This window comes from Aeromicrobium sp. JP4 (assembly GCF_054957925.1).
Genome location: NZ_CM143290.1, coordinates 1,652,368 through 1,665,359 on the forward strand (window position 1 = coordinate 1,652,368; position 12,992 = coordinate 1,665,359).

14 protein-coding genes are annotated in these 12,992 nt (G+C 72.1%); 8 read left to right on the forward strand and 6 right to left on the reverse strand.

What is annotated here, in order from left to right; translation table 11 throughout:
- Position 1: 1 nt before the first annotated feature.
- The gene (locus ACY1JX_RS08210) at positions 2-1,987 is read right to left on the reverse strand and encodes an SGNH hydrolase domain-containing protein (RefSeq protein ID WP_462565800.1); all 1,986 of its coding nucleotides are present in this window, start codon (positions 1,985-1,987) and stop codon (positions 2-4) included.
- 49 nt (positions 1,988-2,036) lie between these two features.
- Between ACY1JX_RS08210 and ACY1JX_RS08215 the strand changes: the two genes are divergently transcribed.
- The 4 genes from ACY1JX_RS08215 to disA are packed head-to-tail and all read left to right on the forward strand — an operon-like array spanning position 2,037 to position 5,948.
- A complete protein-coding gene (locus ACY1JX_RS08215; protein ID WP_462565801.1) occupies positions 2,037-2,777 on the forward strand; it encodes a hypothetical protein in 741 nt (246 codons plus the stop codon).
- Positions 2,778-2,819: 42 nt separating this feature from the next.
- On the forward strand, positions 2,820-3,458 hold the full coding sequence (locus ACY1JX_RS08220; protein WP_462565802.1) for a VOC family protein: 639 nt from the start codon (positions 2,820-2,822) through the stop codon (positions 3,456-3,458).
- 38 nt (positions 3,459-3,496) lie between these two features.
- On the forward strand, positions 3,497-4,846 hold the full coding sequence (gene radA, locus ACY1JX_RS08225; protein WP_462565803.1) for a DNA repair protein RadA: 1,350 nt from the start codon (positions 3,497-3,499) through the stop codon (positions 4,844-4,846).
- Positions 4,847-4,886: 40 nt separating this feature from the next.
- Positions 4,887-5,948, forward strand: coding sequence for a DNA integrity scanning diadenylate cyclase DisA (disA, locus tag ACY1JX_RS08230; protein WP_181754257.1), 1,062 nt, complete (start codon positions 4,887-4,889; stop codon positions 5,946-5,948).
- 12 nt (positions 5,949-5,960) lie between these two features.
- Here disA and ACY1JX_RS08235 read toward each other — a convergent pair whose 3' ends face one another.
- On the reverse strand, positions 5,961-7,145 hold the full coding sequence (locus ACY1JX_RS08235) for an oxygenase MpaB family protein (RefSeq protein ID WP_462565804.1): 1,185 nt from the start codon (positions 7,143-7,145) through the stop codon (positions 5,961-5,963).
- Between the two features lie 44 nt (positions 7,146-7,189).
- On the opposite strand from ACY1JX_RS08235, the gene ACY1JX_RS08240 reads away from it, so the two are divergent.
- Positions 7,190-7,672: a TetR/AcrR family transcriptional regulator gene (locus ACY1JX_RS08240; RefSeq protein ID WP_462565805.1), complete on the forward strand. Its 483-nt coding sequence runs from the start codon at positions 7,190-7,192 to the stop codon at positions 7,670-7,672.
- Between the two features lie 176 nt (positions 7,673-7,848).
- On the opposite strand, the gene ACY1JX_RS08245 is transcribed toward ACY1JX_RS08240, so the two are convergent.
- Positions 7,849-8,334 carry a CarD family transcriptional regulator gene (locus tag ACY1JX_RS08245; protein WP_181754253.1) on the reverse strand — a complete coding sequence of 162 codons (486 nt, stop codon included), beginning with the start codon at positions 8,332-8,334 and terminating at the stop codon, positions 7,849-7,851.
- A 93-nt stretch (positions 8,335-8,427) separates the two neighbouring features.
- Here ACY1JX_RS08245 and ACY1JX_RS08250 point away from each other — a divergent pair, with 93 nt between their 5' ends.
- Positions 8,428-8,991 carry a hypothetical protein gene (locus ACY1JX_RS08250; RefSeq protein WP_462565806.1) on the forward strand — a complete coding sequence of 188 codons (564 nt, stop codon included), beginning with the start codon at positions 8,428-8,430 and terminating at the stop codon, positions 8,989-8,991.
- A 61-nt stretch (positions 8,992-9,052) separates the two neighbouring features.
- On the opposite strand, the gene phoU is transcribed toward ACY1JX_RS08250, so the two are convergent.
- Entirely contained in the window at positions 9,053-9,700 is a 648-nt protein-coding gene (gene phoU, locus ACY1JX_RS08255) for a phosphate signaling complex protein PhoU (protein WP_181754249.1), read from the reverse strand.
- A 133-nt stretch (positions 9,701-9,833) separates the two neighbouring features.
- On the opposite strand from phoU, the gene ACY1JX_RS08260 reads away from it, so the two are divergent.
- Together ACY1JX_RS08260 and ACY1JX_RS08265 are read left to right on the forward strand one after the other, a co-directional pair.
- A complete protein-coding gene (locus ACY1JX_RS08260) occupies positions 9,834-10,967 on the forward strand; it encodes a sensor histidine kinase (RefSeq protein ID WP_286930193.1) in 1,134 nt (377 codons plus the stop codon).
- On the forward strand, positions 10,964-11,641 hold the full coding sequence (locus tag ACY1JX_RS08265) for a response regulator transcription factor (protein ID WP_078699966.1): 678 nt from the start codon (positions 10,964-10,966) through the stop codon (positions 11,639-11,641). The genes ACY1JX_RS08260 and ACY1JX_RS08265 overlap by 4 nt, the downstream gene beginning before the upstream one ends.
- Here ACY1JX_RS08265 and ACY1JX_RS08270 read toward each other — a convergent pair whose 3' ends face one another.
- Entirely contained in the window at positions 11,642-12,385 is a 744-nt protein-coding gene (locus ACY1JX_RS08270) for a phosphoglyceromutase (RefSeq protein ID WP_462565807.1), read from the reverse strand. It lies immediately after the preceding gene.
- Positions 12,386-12,419: 34 nt separating this feature from the next.
- Positions 12,420-12,992 (reverse strand): DsbA family oxidoreductase, encoded by a 573-nt coding sequence (locus ACY1JX_RS08275; protein WP_462565808.1) that lies wholly within the window; start codon positions 12,990-12,992, stop codon positions 12,420-12,422.

Below are 12,992 nucleotides of genomic sequence, written 5' to 3' on the forward strand. Positions count from 1 at the left end.
CTCAGTCTGACATCGAGGCGACCGCCTGCGCAGCGGTCCACCGCGGCTCGAACACCCCGGTGCGGGCGATCTCGCGGTAGAGGACCGGCGCCAGCGTGGCCGAATAGGTCGCCGAGACGTGGTTGTAGTCGCGGTAGACGTTGACCCCGCCGATCACGGCCGGGCACCGGTCGTCGACGCAGAACAAGGGCCTCGTGTCGACGAAGTGGGCGCCCTCGAGCTGCTCCGCCGCCGGGCCGAAGGGATCGAACTCCGGGACGAGATCCTCGACCGGGACGTCGCACCTCGACCACTCGCGCGAGTCCAGCTCGGTCAGGCAGTCCAGCGTGTCCTCCTCGAGTCGCGGGTTGTCGCGCAGCGCCACGACCGGCACGCCCGCCTCGACCACCGGCTTCCAGGCCTCCACGTGGCTGGCCACCTGGCGGGCGTCCGGGCCCTTCATCCGGCCGTTGTACGCGGTGGTGACGACGACGTCGTAGTCCTGGACGTGGTCGACCAGCCATTCCGCCAGCCGCCCGCGCCACACGTCGCACCGCGGGCCACGCTCGGTGTCCTTGCGGTCCAGGACCGGCAGGGTGCTCCACCCGCAGCTGGCCTTCGTCGCGGCGTCGACCTCGATCACGCCGCGCTCGTCGAGGCGGCGGAAGGCGCCCAGCAGCACGCGGGCGTGGGAGTCGCCCAGCACGAGCACGCGGGGCACGTCGGGGTCCGGGCTCGCGTCCTCCCCCAGCTGGCAGACGTCGAGATCGGCGTCGCTCGGGTCCGACCAGCAGTCGAGGTAGGACTCGAAGTCCCACCGGGCCCGGTTCAGGGGCGGACGGATGACGCCGTCGAGCTCAGGGTTGGCGCAGTCACGACCGTCGCTCACCGCCGCCATCGTCATCGCACCGAGGCAGTCGGGCAGGTCGGCCGTCATCACGGTCTCGACGCGGGCGACGTCGCTCTCGATCGCCTCGACCCGGCCCAGGCCCGGCACGGTGACCAGGAAGGCGGCCAGGACCGAGGCGGCCGCGACGCCGACCCAGACCCCGCCGCGATCGACGAGCGCGCGCACGGCGGCGATCAGGCCCACCGTGGCGACGGCGACGGCACCCACCATCAGGAGCAGCAAGGCACGGTCGCGCAGGCCGAGCTCGCGTCCGATCACCTCGGGCGCGAGCCGCAGCGCGGGGCCCGCCCAGCACAGACCGGCCCAGGCGACGGCGCCGAACCAGGCGGCCAGCCGCGGGCCGAGCAGGACCGCGGGCGAACCCGGGGCGGGCCCGCTCAGCACCAGGATGAGGCCGACCACGGCGCCCGTGACGGTGTCCAGCACCCCGCCCGTTCCGAGAACGGCGACGCCCGCCACGGCCAGCGTCGTGAGCCAGGCGATGACGGCGAGCTCGCGCCGCTCGGCCGCCTCGGGCCGCCGGGCCATCGCCAGGGACACCAGGACGCCGAGTCCGACCGGCCAGAACCTCGCCCCGAGATGCCCCGCCGGGTCGAACGCCCACCAGGCGAACGACGCGACCGACAGCGCGAGCACGATGAGGCCGAGTCCGCTCGCGAGCCGGCCAGCGACCCAGCGCAGCACCAGGACGAGCGCGGCCGACTGCACCAGCAGCGCGATGATCCAGAAGAGGTAGACGGGCGACTCGGCGGCGACTCCGCGGACGTTGGTGGCCGCGACCGCTGCGTCGCGGACCTCGTCCAGCACGGGGTCCCACGCACGGACGTCGACCCAGCGCTGCACCGCGAGCCCGGTGGCGACGAGGGCGAGCAGGGGCGGCACGAGGAGGCGCAGTCCGGCTCCGAGGGCGGGCCCGAGCGGGCGGCCACGCTCCACCAGCAGCGTGTGCCCCAGCAGCGCGCCGGCGGCGACCAGCAGGATCTCGGTGGCCGCACCCGCGCCGGGCAGGCGGCCGGGCCAGTACAGGCCGAGCACGACGAGCGCCGACGCGGCGCCCGCGATCGTGCACCACGCCGTGGTGGGTCGTCCCCCGGTCATCACGTTCGTCAACCCTACGTGGCACCGCCACGTGACCTACTGTGTGACCGTGCCCGAGGTCGACCTGGGATTTCCCCGCTCCTTCGTGGAGTTCGCGAACCCCGACGACGCCACCGAGGTCTTCCGCTGCGACCTCACGTGGCTCACGTCGCGGTGGACCTGCATCTTCGGCGCCGGCTGCCCTGGCATCTACGCGGACGCCCCCGACTCGGGCTGCTGCACCCTCGGGGCCCACTTCAGCGACGAGGACGACCACGCCCGGGTGGCCGGCTTCGTGGAGCGGCTGGACCCCACCGAGTGGGAGCTGCACGACCTGGGGCACCGCGACGGGTGGACCGAGCGCGACGAGGACGGCGAGCTGAAGACGCGCGTCGCGGACGGCGCCTGCATCTTCCACAACTCCCGTGACTTCCCCGGCGGCTACGGCTGCGCGCTGCACGCCCACGCCCTCGCCACCGGCCTCGAGCCCCACACGACGAAGCCCGACGTGTGCTGGCAGCTGCCTCTGCGACGTCAGTTCCGCGAGGTCGACCCGGGCGACGGCTCGTCCTACACCGAGGTCAGCATCGGCGAGTACACCCGCGCCGGGTGGGGCCCGGGCGGCGCCGACCTCGACTGGTACTGCTCGTCGAACACCGAGTCCCACGTGGCCGCCGACCCGGTCTACGTCGGCAATCGCGCCGAGCTGACGGCGCTGATGGGCGAGGCCGGCTACGCCGAGCTCGTCGTCCACTGCGAGCGCTTCGTCGCGGCGGGACGGCCGGTGCCGCACCCCGCCGACCCAAGGTGACCCTGACTGCGACCGCGATCACATGACGGGCAACAATGCCGTATGCACCTCGATCATCTGTCGTTCGCAGTCGGTCCGGCCGGTCTCATCGAGACCACGACCGAGCTGAGTGAGAAGTTCGGCGCCGTGTTCCAGGCCGGCGGCGTCCACCCCCGCTTCGGCACCAACAACATGATCCTGCCGCTGAGGAACCGTCAGTACCTCGAGGTCGTCGAGGCGCTCGAGCACCCCGCCTCCGACAAGGCGCCCTTCGGCCAGGCCGTCAAGGCACGCTCCGAGCTCGGCGGCGGCTGGATGGGCTGGTGCGTCTCGGTCGACGACATCACGTCCGTGGAGCACCGCATCGGCCGTCACGCCGTGCCGGGCAACCGCCACCGTCCCGACGGCTACAACCTCACGTGGGAGCAGATCGGCGTCCACGGCATGCGCGCGGATCCGCAGCTGCCGTTCGTCATGAGCTGGGGCGTGCCGCCCGAGGAGCACCCCTCGCAGATGGCCGAGACCGAGATCGCGCTCGTCGGCCTGGAGATCGCCGGAAGCCCCGAGCGCCTGGCCGACTGGCTGGGCGAGCCGGCCGTCGGCGCCCTCGAGCAGATCGAGGTCCGGTGGGTCGCCCCGAACGGCGCGCCGGGCATCCTCGCGGCCGAGTTCGAGACGCCCGACGGGACCGTCCGCATCTGACCCGGCGGTCTGTCGGACCTCGCGTCTAGGCTCCTTCCATGCCACCGAAGACCGCCTCCGCGTTCGCCTGCTCCGAGTGCGGCTGGACCACCGCCAAGTGGGTCGGCCGCTGCGGAGAGTGCCAGGCGTGGGGCACCGTCGACGTCGTCGGCGGCAGCTCGCGCAACGGCCGCACGGCGGCCGGCCCGGTCTCCAGCCCCGCCGTCCCGATCGCCCAGGTCACCGCCACGGAGGCGGCCTCCGTGGGCTCGGGCATCCCCGAGCTCGACCGCGTCCTCGGCGGTGGCGTCGTCTCCGGTGCCGTGATGCTGATGGCGGGCGAGCCGGGCGTGGGCAAGTCCACGCTGCTGCTCGAGGTGGCCGCACGCTGGGCCCGCGCCGGCCGCCGCACCCTGTACGTCTCGGGCGAGGAGTCCGCCGCCCAGGTCCGGCTGCGTGCCGAGCGCACCGGCGCCCTGGCCGACGAGCTCTTCCTCGCCGCCGAGACCGACCTCGGCGGCCTGCTCACCCACATCGACGCGGTCAAGCCCAGCCTGCTGATCGTCGACTCGGTCCAGACCATCGGGTCGGCCTCGATCGAGGGCGTCCCCGGCGGTGTCACCCAGGTGCGTGAGGTCGCTGCCACGGTGATCGGGCGCGCCAAGGCCGAGGGCATCGCCACCCTCCTGGTCGGCCACGTCACCAAGGACGGGTCGGTCGCCGGCCCCCGCGTCCTCGAGCACCTCGTCGACGTCGTCCTGCAGTTCGAGGGCGACCGCACCAGCAGGCTGCGGCTGCTGCGCGCCACCAAGAACCGGTTCGGCCCGGTCGACGAGATCGGGTGCTTCGACCTCGTCGACGCCGGGATCGTCGAGGTGCCCGATCCGACGGGGCTGTTCGTCTCGCGTCACGAGTCCCCGGTCCCGGGCACGTGCGTCACGGTCACGATGGAGGGGCGCCGGCCGCTGCTGGCCGAGGTCCAGGCCCTCACCGTCGCCGCCACCACGCCGTCGCCCCGGCGCTCCTCCAGCGGCCTGGACTCCTCCCGCGTCGCGATGCTGCTGGCGGTGCTGAGCAAGACCGGTGTCTCGCTGGGCAACCAGGACGTCTACACCGCCTCGGTCGGCGGTGCCCGCCTGCACGAGCCGTCGGTCGACCTGGCCGTCGCGCTGGCCGTGATCTCGGCCGCGGGCGGCTCGCCGCTGCCCGGCGGGCTCGTCGCCATCGGCGAGGTCGGACTCGCCGGCGAGGTCCGTCCCGTGCGCGGGCTGGAGGCCCGGCTGCGCGAGGCCGCGCGGATCGGCTTCACCCACGCGATCGTCCCCACGGGCAGCGAGAACCTCGACCGCGTGGGCCTGAAGGTGCTGCGAACCGGAGATCTGGCCGCCGCGCTCCGGGCGCTGCCCTAGGATGAGGCGACCACGTCCATGACCGAGAGCGGGGGATGTCGTGGCGGTTCCGGACCTGAGGGCCACACTCACCTCCGTCGCGCCCGGAACGGCGCTGCGTGAGGGACTCGAGCGCATCATGCGCGGGCGCACCGGCGCCCTGATCGTGATCGGCCAGGACCGGATCGTCGACTCGATCTCCACGGGCGGCTTCGCCCTCGACGTGCCCTTCACGGCCACCGGCGTCCGCGAGCTGGCGAAGATGGACGGCGCGATCATCCTGGACTCCTCGGCCACGCGGATCATGCGGGCCGCGGTGCACCTCATGCCCGACCCGTCGATCCCCACCACCGAGTCCGGCACCCGCCACCGCACCGCCGAGCGCGTGGCCCGCCAGACCGGCGTCCCGGTGATCTCCGTGTCGGCGTCGATGCACACGATCGCGCTGTACCAGGACGACCAGCGCTACGTCCTCGAGGAGCCCACGGTCGTCGTCAGCCGCGCGAACCAGGCGTTGCAGACGCTCGAGCGCTACCGCACCCGCCTCGACGAGGTGTCCGACGCGCTGTCGGCGCTCGAGGTCGAGGACCTCGTCACCGTCCGCGACGTCACTGCGGTGGCCCAGCGCCTCGAGATGGTGCGACGCATCTCCGACGAGATCGACATGTACGTCCTCGAGCTCGGCTCCGACGGCCGCCTCCTGTCGCTCCAGCTCAACGAGCTCGTCGGCGGGGTCGAGTCCGAGCGCACCCTCGTGGTGCGCGACTACCTGCCCGCCGGCGCCGACGACCAGGTGGTCAAGGTCCTCGACGAGCTGGCCGCGCTGGAGTCGCAGGAGGTGCTCGACCTCGGTGTCGTCGCCGCCGCCCTGCAGATCGGCGACGGCAACTCGCTCGACGCCTCGGTCTCGCCGCACGGCTACCGGCTGCTCGCGCGCATCCCGCGCCTGCCCGGCTCGGTGGTGGAGCGCCTCATCACGCACTTCGGCACGCTGCAGCGCCTGCTCGGCGCGAGCCTCGACGACCTCCAGGCCGTCGAGGGCGTGGGCGACCTGCGGGCCCGCGGCGTGCGCGACGGCCTCTCCCGCCTCGCCGAGTCCAGCATTCTGGAGCGCTACGTCTGAGAAGGCGGCGACTCAGCTGGGCAGGTCGGCCACGGCGCGGTCGTCGGAGGCGTAGTACTCCGCGAGGATCTTCTGCGCGACGCGGGCGCCGCTCTCCTCGAGGCGCCGCTTCCCGCCGGGCAGCCGCCCCAGCACCCGGTGCCGCGCCGAGTTGGCCACCCACAGCATCACGTGCGCCCACGGAGGTCGCCACGGCAGTCCGAGCTCACGCATGCTCTCGCGGCCGAGGAACAGGCTCAGCATGCTGAGTGAGCGCTCGGTCTTCCAGCGCCCGTGCGGCAACCGGCCGAGCACGGCGATGATGTCCTGCGAGAGCTGCGGTCCCGCTTCGGTGATCCCGTCCTGGGCCAGCACGACGTGGTAGTTGATCCGTTGGCGCTCGCGTTCGGAGTCCACCAGCCACGGCTCGTCAACACCCATCAGCCAGCCCACGTACTTCCACAGGTGCATCACGGCACGTGAGTCGTCCTGACCCACCGGCACCCCGAGCGCCTTCACACCGATCAGCACCGTGCCGTCGAACAGGCCGAGCGTGCCCGCCTGGTCGGCCTGGTTGATCGGCAGGCCCCACCGCTCGACGTCCCACCGCGGCTCGAACGTGTGGTTCACCAGCGCGTGCATCGCCCGCACGTGCGCCGTGGTGCGCCAGCCCTCGCCGTGCACGTCCAGGCCGCCGGCCGTCGTCACCGCCACCGCCCACGACTGGGTCTCGGCGAGCCGACGCTGCGTGCTCTCCCCGGCCAGCGCTCCGGTCGCCACGAGCAGGTCCGGAGGCCCGCCGAAACGGTAGCCCCCGATCAGCGAGAGCTGCAGCAGCACGTCGGCCGCGTTCCGCCCGAAGCGCCGGAAGACCCGCGCCCCCTCCTCGACCAGGTCGCGGTCGAGCCAGGGCGGGTCCTCCCGCAAGGTCCCCACGAACTCCGCGAGCGCGGGCGGCGCCTCGGCGTCGATGCCGTGCTCCAGCGCGGCGCGGAACTGCGCCATGGACACGCGCTCGGGATCGCCGGCAGGCAGGCGCATCGCCGCTGCCAGCCGAGCGCCCAGCTCGTCGCGTTGCGTGAACCCCCGTCCGATCCGCGCCATCAGGAGCTCGTCGACCTCACGCACCCCGGCGAGGACCTTGAGCACCCGGCCCAGCCTCACGTTGCGCTCTCCCCCGGCCCGGAAGCGGGCGGGCGGACTCTGGACCGTCGTCATGACGACACCGTGACACGAGTAATTGCTCGCATACAATTCGCGTCATGGCCCTGAGGAAGCTCCCCCGTCAGCAGCGCTCACGCGACATGGTCGACCGGATCGTCGCCGCGGCCCGCGAGGTGCTGGTGGCCGGCGGCTACGACCGGCTCACCACGAACCGCGTGGCCGACCGGGCCCGGGTGAGCCCCGGCTCGCTCTACCAGTACTTCCCCGACAAGGCCTCGATCGTCGAGGAGGTCACCGCGCGGTACGTCGACCGGCTGGCCGAGGACGTGGTCGCCTCGCTGGTCGACCACGTGCACGAGGATCCCGAGGCGATGGCCCGTGCGACGGCCGAGGCCCTGCTGTCGGCGCTCGAACGCGACCCCACGCTGCTGCGCGTGGTGTGGCAGGAGCTGCCGGCGTCGCGTCACCTCGACGACCGGCTCGGCCTGGAGCGACGGGTGCGCGACGTGCTGCGCGCCTACCTCGGCGGCCGGCAGCCTCCCGGCGCCCGGCGTCGCGACCCGGCCCGCCCTCGTGGCTGATCGTCCTGGCGGTGGAGTCGCTGGCCGTGCGCTTCGTGCTGGACGACGATCCTCCCCTGACTCGCGAGGAGCTCGTGGAGGACCTCGTCGCCCTCGGCCTCGCCTGGTGGTGACCGCCCCACAACAGACGAGCGCCCGGCCGAAGCCGGGCGCTCGTCAGTGAGTGGGTTGCTGCGTCAGGAGGCGAGGACCTCGTCGAGACGGATCTCGGCCTTGTCCTCGTTCGTGTTCTCGGCGAGCGCGAGCTCGGAGACGAGGATCTGGCGCGCCTTGGCCAGCATCCGCTTCTCGCCGGCCGAGAGGCCACGCTCGTGATCGCGGCGCCAGAGGTCGCGGACGACCTCGGCCACCTTGAGGACGTCGCCGGAGTGCAGCTTCTCCAGGTTCGCCTTGTAACGTCGGGACCAGTTGGTGGGCTCCTCGACGTGCTCGGCACGGAGCACGCTGAAGACCCGCTCGAGTCCTGCTTCATCGACCACGTCGCGGACGCCCACGAGATCGACGTTGTCGGAAGGAACGCGGACGACCAGATCGTTCTGAGCGATGATCCGGAGAACGAGGTACGTGCGGTCCACGCCCTTGATGTTCCGGACCTCGATGTCTTCGATCACCGCCGCGCCATGATTGGGGTACACGACGGTTTCGCCGACAGAGAAAGCCATGGAGAAAGCACCTTTCCTAGGTGACCAGAATAACATGGCGGAACGAGTACCCTGCCTGCCTTCGCTCCCGGGTGCCCCGGATACCATGCCAGCGTGAGCACACGTCGCACCCTTGCCGCCATCGCCCTGGCCGTCGCCGCCCCGTTCGCGCTCTCCGCCTGCGGCACCAGCTTCGGCGCCCAGACGAACCAGCAGTACCAAGCCGCTGTCGGCTCGAACCTGCGCACGGGCCCGATCGGCGTCTACAACGGACTGTTCGTGGACAACGCCGACGGCACCGCCACCTTCTCCGGCGGCCTGCTGTCCACCGAGAACCAGACCATCGAGTCGGTCACGGTCGACGGCGCCGCGAAGAAGCTGGCCCGTCCGATCACGCTGAAGCCCGACACGCTGCTGACGCTGGGCACGGCGGGCGAGATCGTCGTCAAGAGCGACATCGAGGCCGGCGACTACGTGGTCATCAGCTTCGCGGCCACCCCCGGTGGGGACGTCAGCATCGAGGTCCCGGTCGTGGCCCGCACCGAGATGTACGCCGACGTCGCGAAGCGTCCCACCGGCGAGGCCAAGACCGTCCAGGAGCAGGAGTCCGATCCGGCCGAGGGCGGCGAGGACCAGTCCGACGTCGAGCAGGAGGACACGTCCCCGCCCTCGTCGTGATCCTCACCCCGAGCACGACGAACGGCCCCGGCGATCGCCGGGGCCGTTCGCGTTCCGCAGGTCAGGCGACGGGAAGCTCGCCCGTCACGAGGTAGACGACGCGGCGGGCCATGCTGACGGCGTGGTCGCCGATGCGCTCGTAGTAGCGACCCAGCAGCGCGAGGTCGATCGCCGTGTCGACGCCGTGCTCCCACGTGCCGTCGAGCAGGACGCGGAAGAGCTCCTGGCGCAGGCGGTCCATCTCGTCGTCCTCGATCTCGAGCTCGGCGGCCGCGCCGAGGTCGCGCTCGGAGACGATCCGGGCAGCCGACCCGATCATCGAGTGGGCGACCCGCGCCATGTCACGGATGAGCGGCTGCACCGGCAGCGGCACGGCCGCCTCGGGCGCGCGGCGGCGGGCGATCTTGGAGACGTGGACGGCCAGCGCGCTCATGCGCTGCAGGTCGGCCACCATCCGCAAGGTCGAGACGAGCTGCCGCAGGTCGGTGGCGACGGGCTGCTGGGTCGCCAGCAGCACGAGGGCCCGCTCCTCCACCTCGTCGATCGCCTCCTCGATGCCACGGTCGGAGCCGATGACCGCCTCGGCGGTTGCGATGTCGGTGTCGAGCAGTGCGGTCGTGGCGTCGGCCACCGCGGTTCGCACCCGGTCGGTGATGAGGACGAGCTCGTCGACGATGACGTCGAGCTGCTCGTAGTACTGGTCGCGCATGGCTCGACGGTAGGCGCGCCGCATGAATGCGAGACGACCTGCGGTGAACGGGGGGTGAACGCCAGCGGAAACCGTGCCTCTCGGGCCCGCCGCGATGGTGGCCGGCACGTGTCGTCGGCCTACGATCGGTCCCGTGGAGGTCTCCCAGATCCTGGCCGGCGCTGCCGGCATCGTGCTCGGCGCCGTGATCACGTACGTGTGGCGGTTCTCCGAGCGATCCCAGGAGGTCGTCCCGCCCGCTCCGGCCGCGGCCGTCCCGCCGGACATCGCGACCGTGCTGTCGGTGCTGCGGTCCTCGGCCGTGGTCCTCGACCAGGAGGAGCGCGTCCTGCGCGCCTCCGCGCCGGCGATCGCCCTCGGCCTGGTCACCGACGACGACCGGCTGCGCAGCGGTGAGCTGCTCGACCTGGTCCGGCAGGTCCGCCGCGACGGCGAGGTCCGCGAGGACGAGTTCGAGATCCGCATCCGCCGCCGGCCGCTCGTCTACGTCCGCGCCCGGGTCGCGCCGCTGTCGCACGGGCTCATGCTCGCTCTCGTGGAGGACCGCACGAGCGAGCAGCGCGTGGAGGCCCTGCGCCGCGACTTCGTCGCCAACGTCAGCCACGAGCTGAAGACCCCCATCGGCGCGATCAGCCTGCTCGCCGAGGCGGTCAGCGAGGCCCGCGACGACCCCGAGGCGGTCGACCGGTTCGCGGGCCGCATGCAGACCGAGGGCGAGCGCCTGACGCGCCTCGTGCAGCAGATCATCGACCTGTCGCGGCTGCAGGCCGACGTCGCCAGCGACGACGCCGCGCTCGTGAAGGTCGGCGAGCTCGTGGCCGAGGCGATCGAGCACTCGCTCACCGACGCCGAGGCCAAGTCCATCGCCATCTCGCAGGACGTCCAGCCCGACCTCTACGTCCAGGGGGACCGGGCCCAGCTGCACGCTGCGGTCAGCAACCTCGTCGAGAACGCCGTCACCTACAGTCCCGACAGCTCGGTCGTCGCGGTCTCCGCCACGGGCGACGGCGAGGACATCCGCATCACCGTCTCCGACCACGGCGTGGGCATCCCGCCGGAGGAGCAGGACCGGATCTTCGAGCGGTTCTACCGGGTCGACCCGGCGCGCGCCCGCGCCACCGGGGGCACGGGCCTGGGCCTGTCGATCGTCAAGCATGTCGCCGCCGGCAACGGCGGCTCCGTCGAGGTCTGGAGTGAACCAGGCCTCGGTTCGTCCTTCACGCTGGTGCTGCCGGCGCGGGACGTCGATGAAGGAGAGTTCGAGTGACCAAGGTCCTGATCGTCGAGGACGAGGCCAGCTACAGCGAGGCCCTGTCGTACGTCCTGCGCAAGGAGGGCTACGACGTCGCGGTCGCCGAGACCGGCCCCGACGCGCTGACCGCGTTCGAGCGCGGCGGTGCCGACATCGTCCTGCTGGACCTCATGCTGCCGGGGCTGTCGGGCACGGAGGTGTGCCGCACGATCCGCCAGACGTCCTCGGTGCCGATCATCATGGTCAGTGCGAAGGACACCGAGGTCGACAAGGTCGTCGGGCTCGAGCTGGGGGCGGACGACTACGTCACCAAGCCCTACTCCCCGCGTGAGCTGGTGGCGCGGATCCGGGCGGTGCTGCGTCGCGGCGCGCCCGAGGAGGTCGACGACGACGCCGTGATCGAGGTCGGCGGCGTCCGGATGGACGTCGACCGTCACCTGGTCACGGTCGACGGCGGCGAGGTGAAGCTGCCGCTCAAGGAGTTCGAGCTGCTCGAGTTCTTCCTGCGCAACAGCGGTCGCGTCCTGACCCGCGGCCAGCTGATCGACCGGGTGTGGGGCGCCGACTACGTGGGCGACACCAAGACCCTCGACGTCCACGTCAAGCGCCTGCGCGCCAAGATCGAGGACGACCCGGCCCACCCCACGATCCTCACGACCGTGCGGGGGCTGGGCTACAAGTACGCCTAGTCAGCGGCCCTGGTTCGCCACGGCGGCGATGGCGGCCGCCGCGGCGTCGGGGTCGAGGTACTGGCCCCCGCGCTGCGTGGGCTTGAGGTCGTCGTCGAGGTCGTAGACCAGCGGGATGCCGGTGGGGATGTTCAGTCCCACGACCTCCTCCTCACCGAGCCCGTCGAGGTGCTTCACCAGCGCGCGCAGCGAGTTGCCGTGCGCGGTGACGAGCACCGTCCTGCCGGCGCGGAGGTCGGGAACGATCTGGTCGTACCAGTACGGCAGCATCCGCACGAGCACGTCGGCCAGGCACTCGGTGCGCGGCATCAGCTCGTTCGGCAGGTCGGCGTAGCGGGCGTCGCCCACCTGGCTGAACTCCGAGTCGTCGGCCAGCGCCGGCGGGGGCGTGGAGTACGAGCGCCGCCACGTCATGAACTGCTCCTCGCCGAACTCCTCGAGGGTGGCCTTCTTGTCCTTGCCCTGCAGGGCGCCGTAGTGGCGCTCGTTGAGGCGCCAGCTGCGCTTCACGGGGATCCAGTGGCGGTCGATGCCGTTCAGGGTGATCTCGGCCGTGCGGATCGCGCGCCGCAGCAGCGAGGTGTGCGAGACGTCGGGCAGCAGGCCCGCCTCACGCAGCAGCTCCGGGGCGCGCAGCGCCTCTTGGAGCCCCTGCTCGTTGAGGTCGACGTCGACCCATCCGGTGAACAGGTTGAGGGCGTTCCACTCGCTGTGACCATGACGCAGCAGGACCAAGGTGCTCATGGCGACAGCCTAGTGCCGGGCCCGGGAGCCCGGCTCAGGACTGCGCGGTGATGGACTGCAGGGCCCGCAGGTAGTCGTCCTGCGAGTGCACGCCCGCGAGCGTGTAGCGCGCCTCGACCACCACGAACGGCGCGGCGTCGGCGCCGATGGCGGCGGCGGTGTTCCGCTGCTCCCCCACCTCGACCAGCAGCTCGTCGCTCGCCAGGAGAGCCTCGGAGGTCTCGAGGTCGAGCCCCACGAGGGCGGCGCGGCTGGCCAGCACGAAGCCGTCGGCGATGTCGGCGCCCTCGAGGAAGTGGGCCCGCCACAGCTGGTGCAGGAGCTCGCGCTGGACCTCGGGCCCGGACTCCGCCGCCCACGTCAGGAGGCGCCACGCGTCGGTGGAGTCGGCCGGCACCACCTCGTCGACGTTGAGGTCGATGCCGGTGATGCGAGCGGCGGCGACGACGTCGTCGGCCGGGGCGGAGGCGTCGAAGGTGGCGGCCCGATAGGAGACCTCGACCGGCTCACCGGTCAGGATCGTGAACAGCGCCGCGGCGCGCTCGAAGCGCACGGCGCCGACGTAGGACCAGGCGTCGACGACGTCGGCGAAGACGATGGCTTTCAC

Excerpts from the sequence above, each read along its gene's own strand:
- ACY1JX_RS08210 (WP_462565800.1), bottom strand. The coding sequence starts at position 1,987 with ATGACCGGGGGACGACCCACCACGGCGTGGTGCACGATCGCGGGCGCC.
- ACY1JX_RS08220 (WP_462565802.1), top strand. The coding sequence starts at position 2,820 with ATGCACCTCGATCATCTGTCGTTCGCAGTCGGTCCGGCCGGTCTCATC.
- radA (WP_462565803.1), top strand. The coding sequence starts at position 3,497 with ATGCCACCGAAGACCGCCTCCGCGTTCGCCTGCTCCGAGTGCGGCTGG.
- ACY1JX_RS08235 (WP_462565804.1), bottom strand. The coding sequence starts at position 7,145 with ATGACGACGGTCCAGAGTCCGCCCGCCCGCTTCCGGGCCGGGGGAGAG.
- ACY1JX_RS08240 (WP_462565805.1), top strand. The coding sequence starts at position 7,190 with ATGGCCCTGAGGAAGCTCCCCCGTCAGCAGCGCTCACGCGACATGGTC.
- ACY1JX_RS08245 (WP_181754253.1), bottom strand. The coding sequence starts at position 8,334 with ATGGCTTTCTCTGTCGGCGAAACCGTCGTGTACCCCAATCATGGCGCG.
- phoU (WP_181754249.1), bottom strand. The coding sequence starts at position 9,700 with ATGCGCGACCAGTACTACGAGCAGCTCGACGTCATCGTCGACGAGCTC.
- ACY1JX_RS08270 (WP_462565807.1), bottom strand. The coding sequence starts at position 12,385 with ATGAGCACCTTGGTCCTGCTGCGTCATGGTCACAGCGAGTGGAACGCC.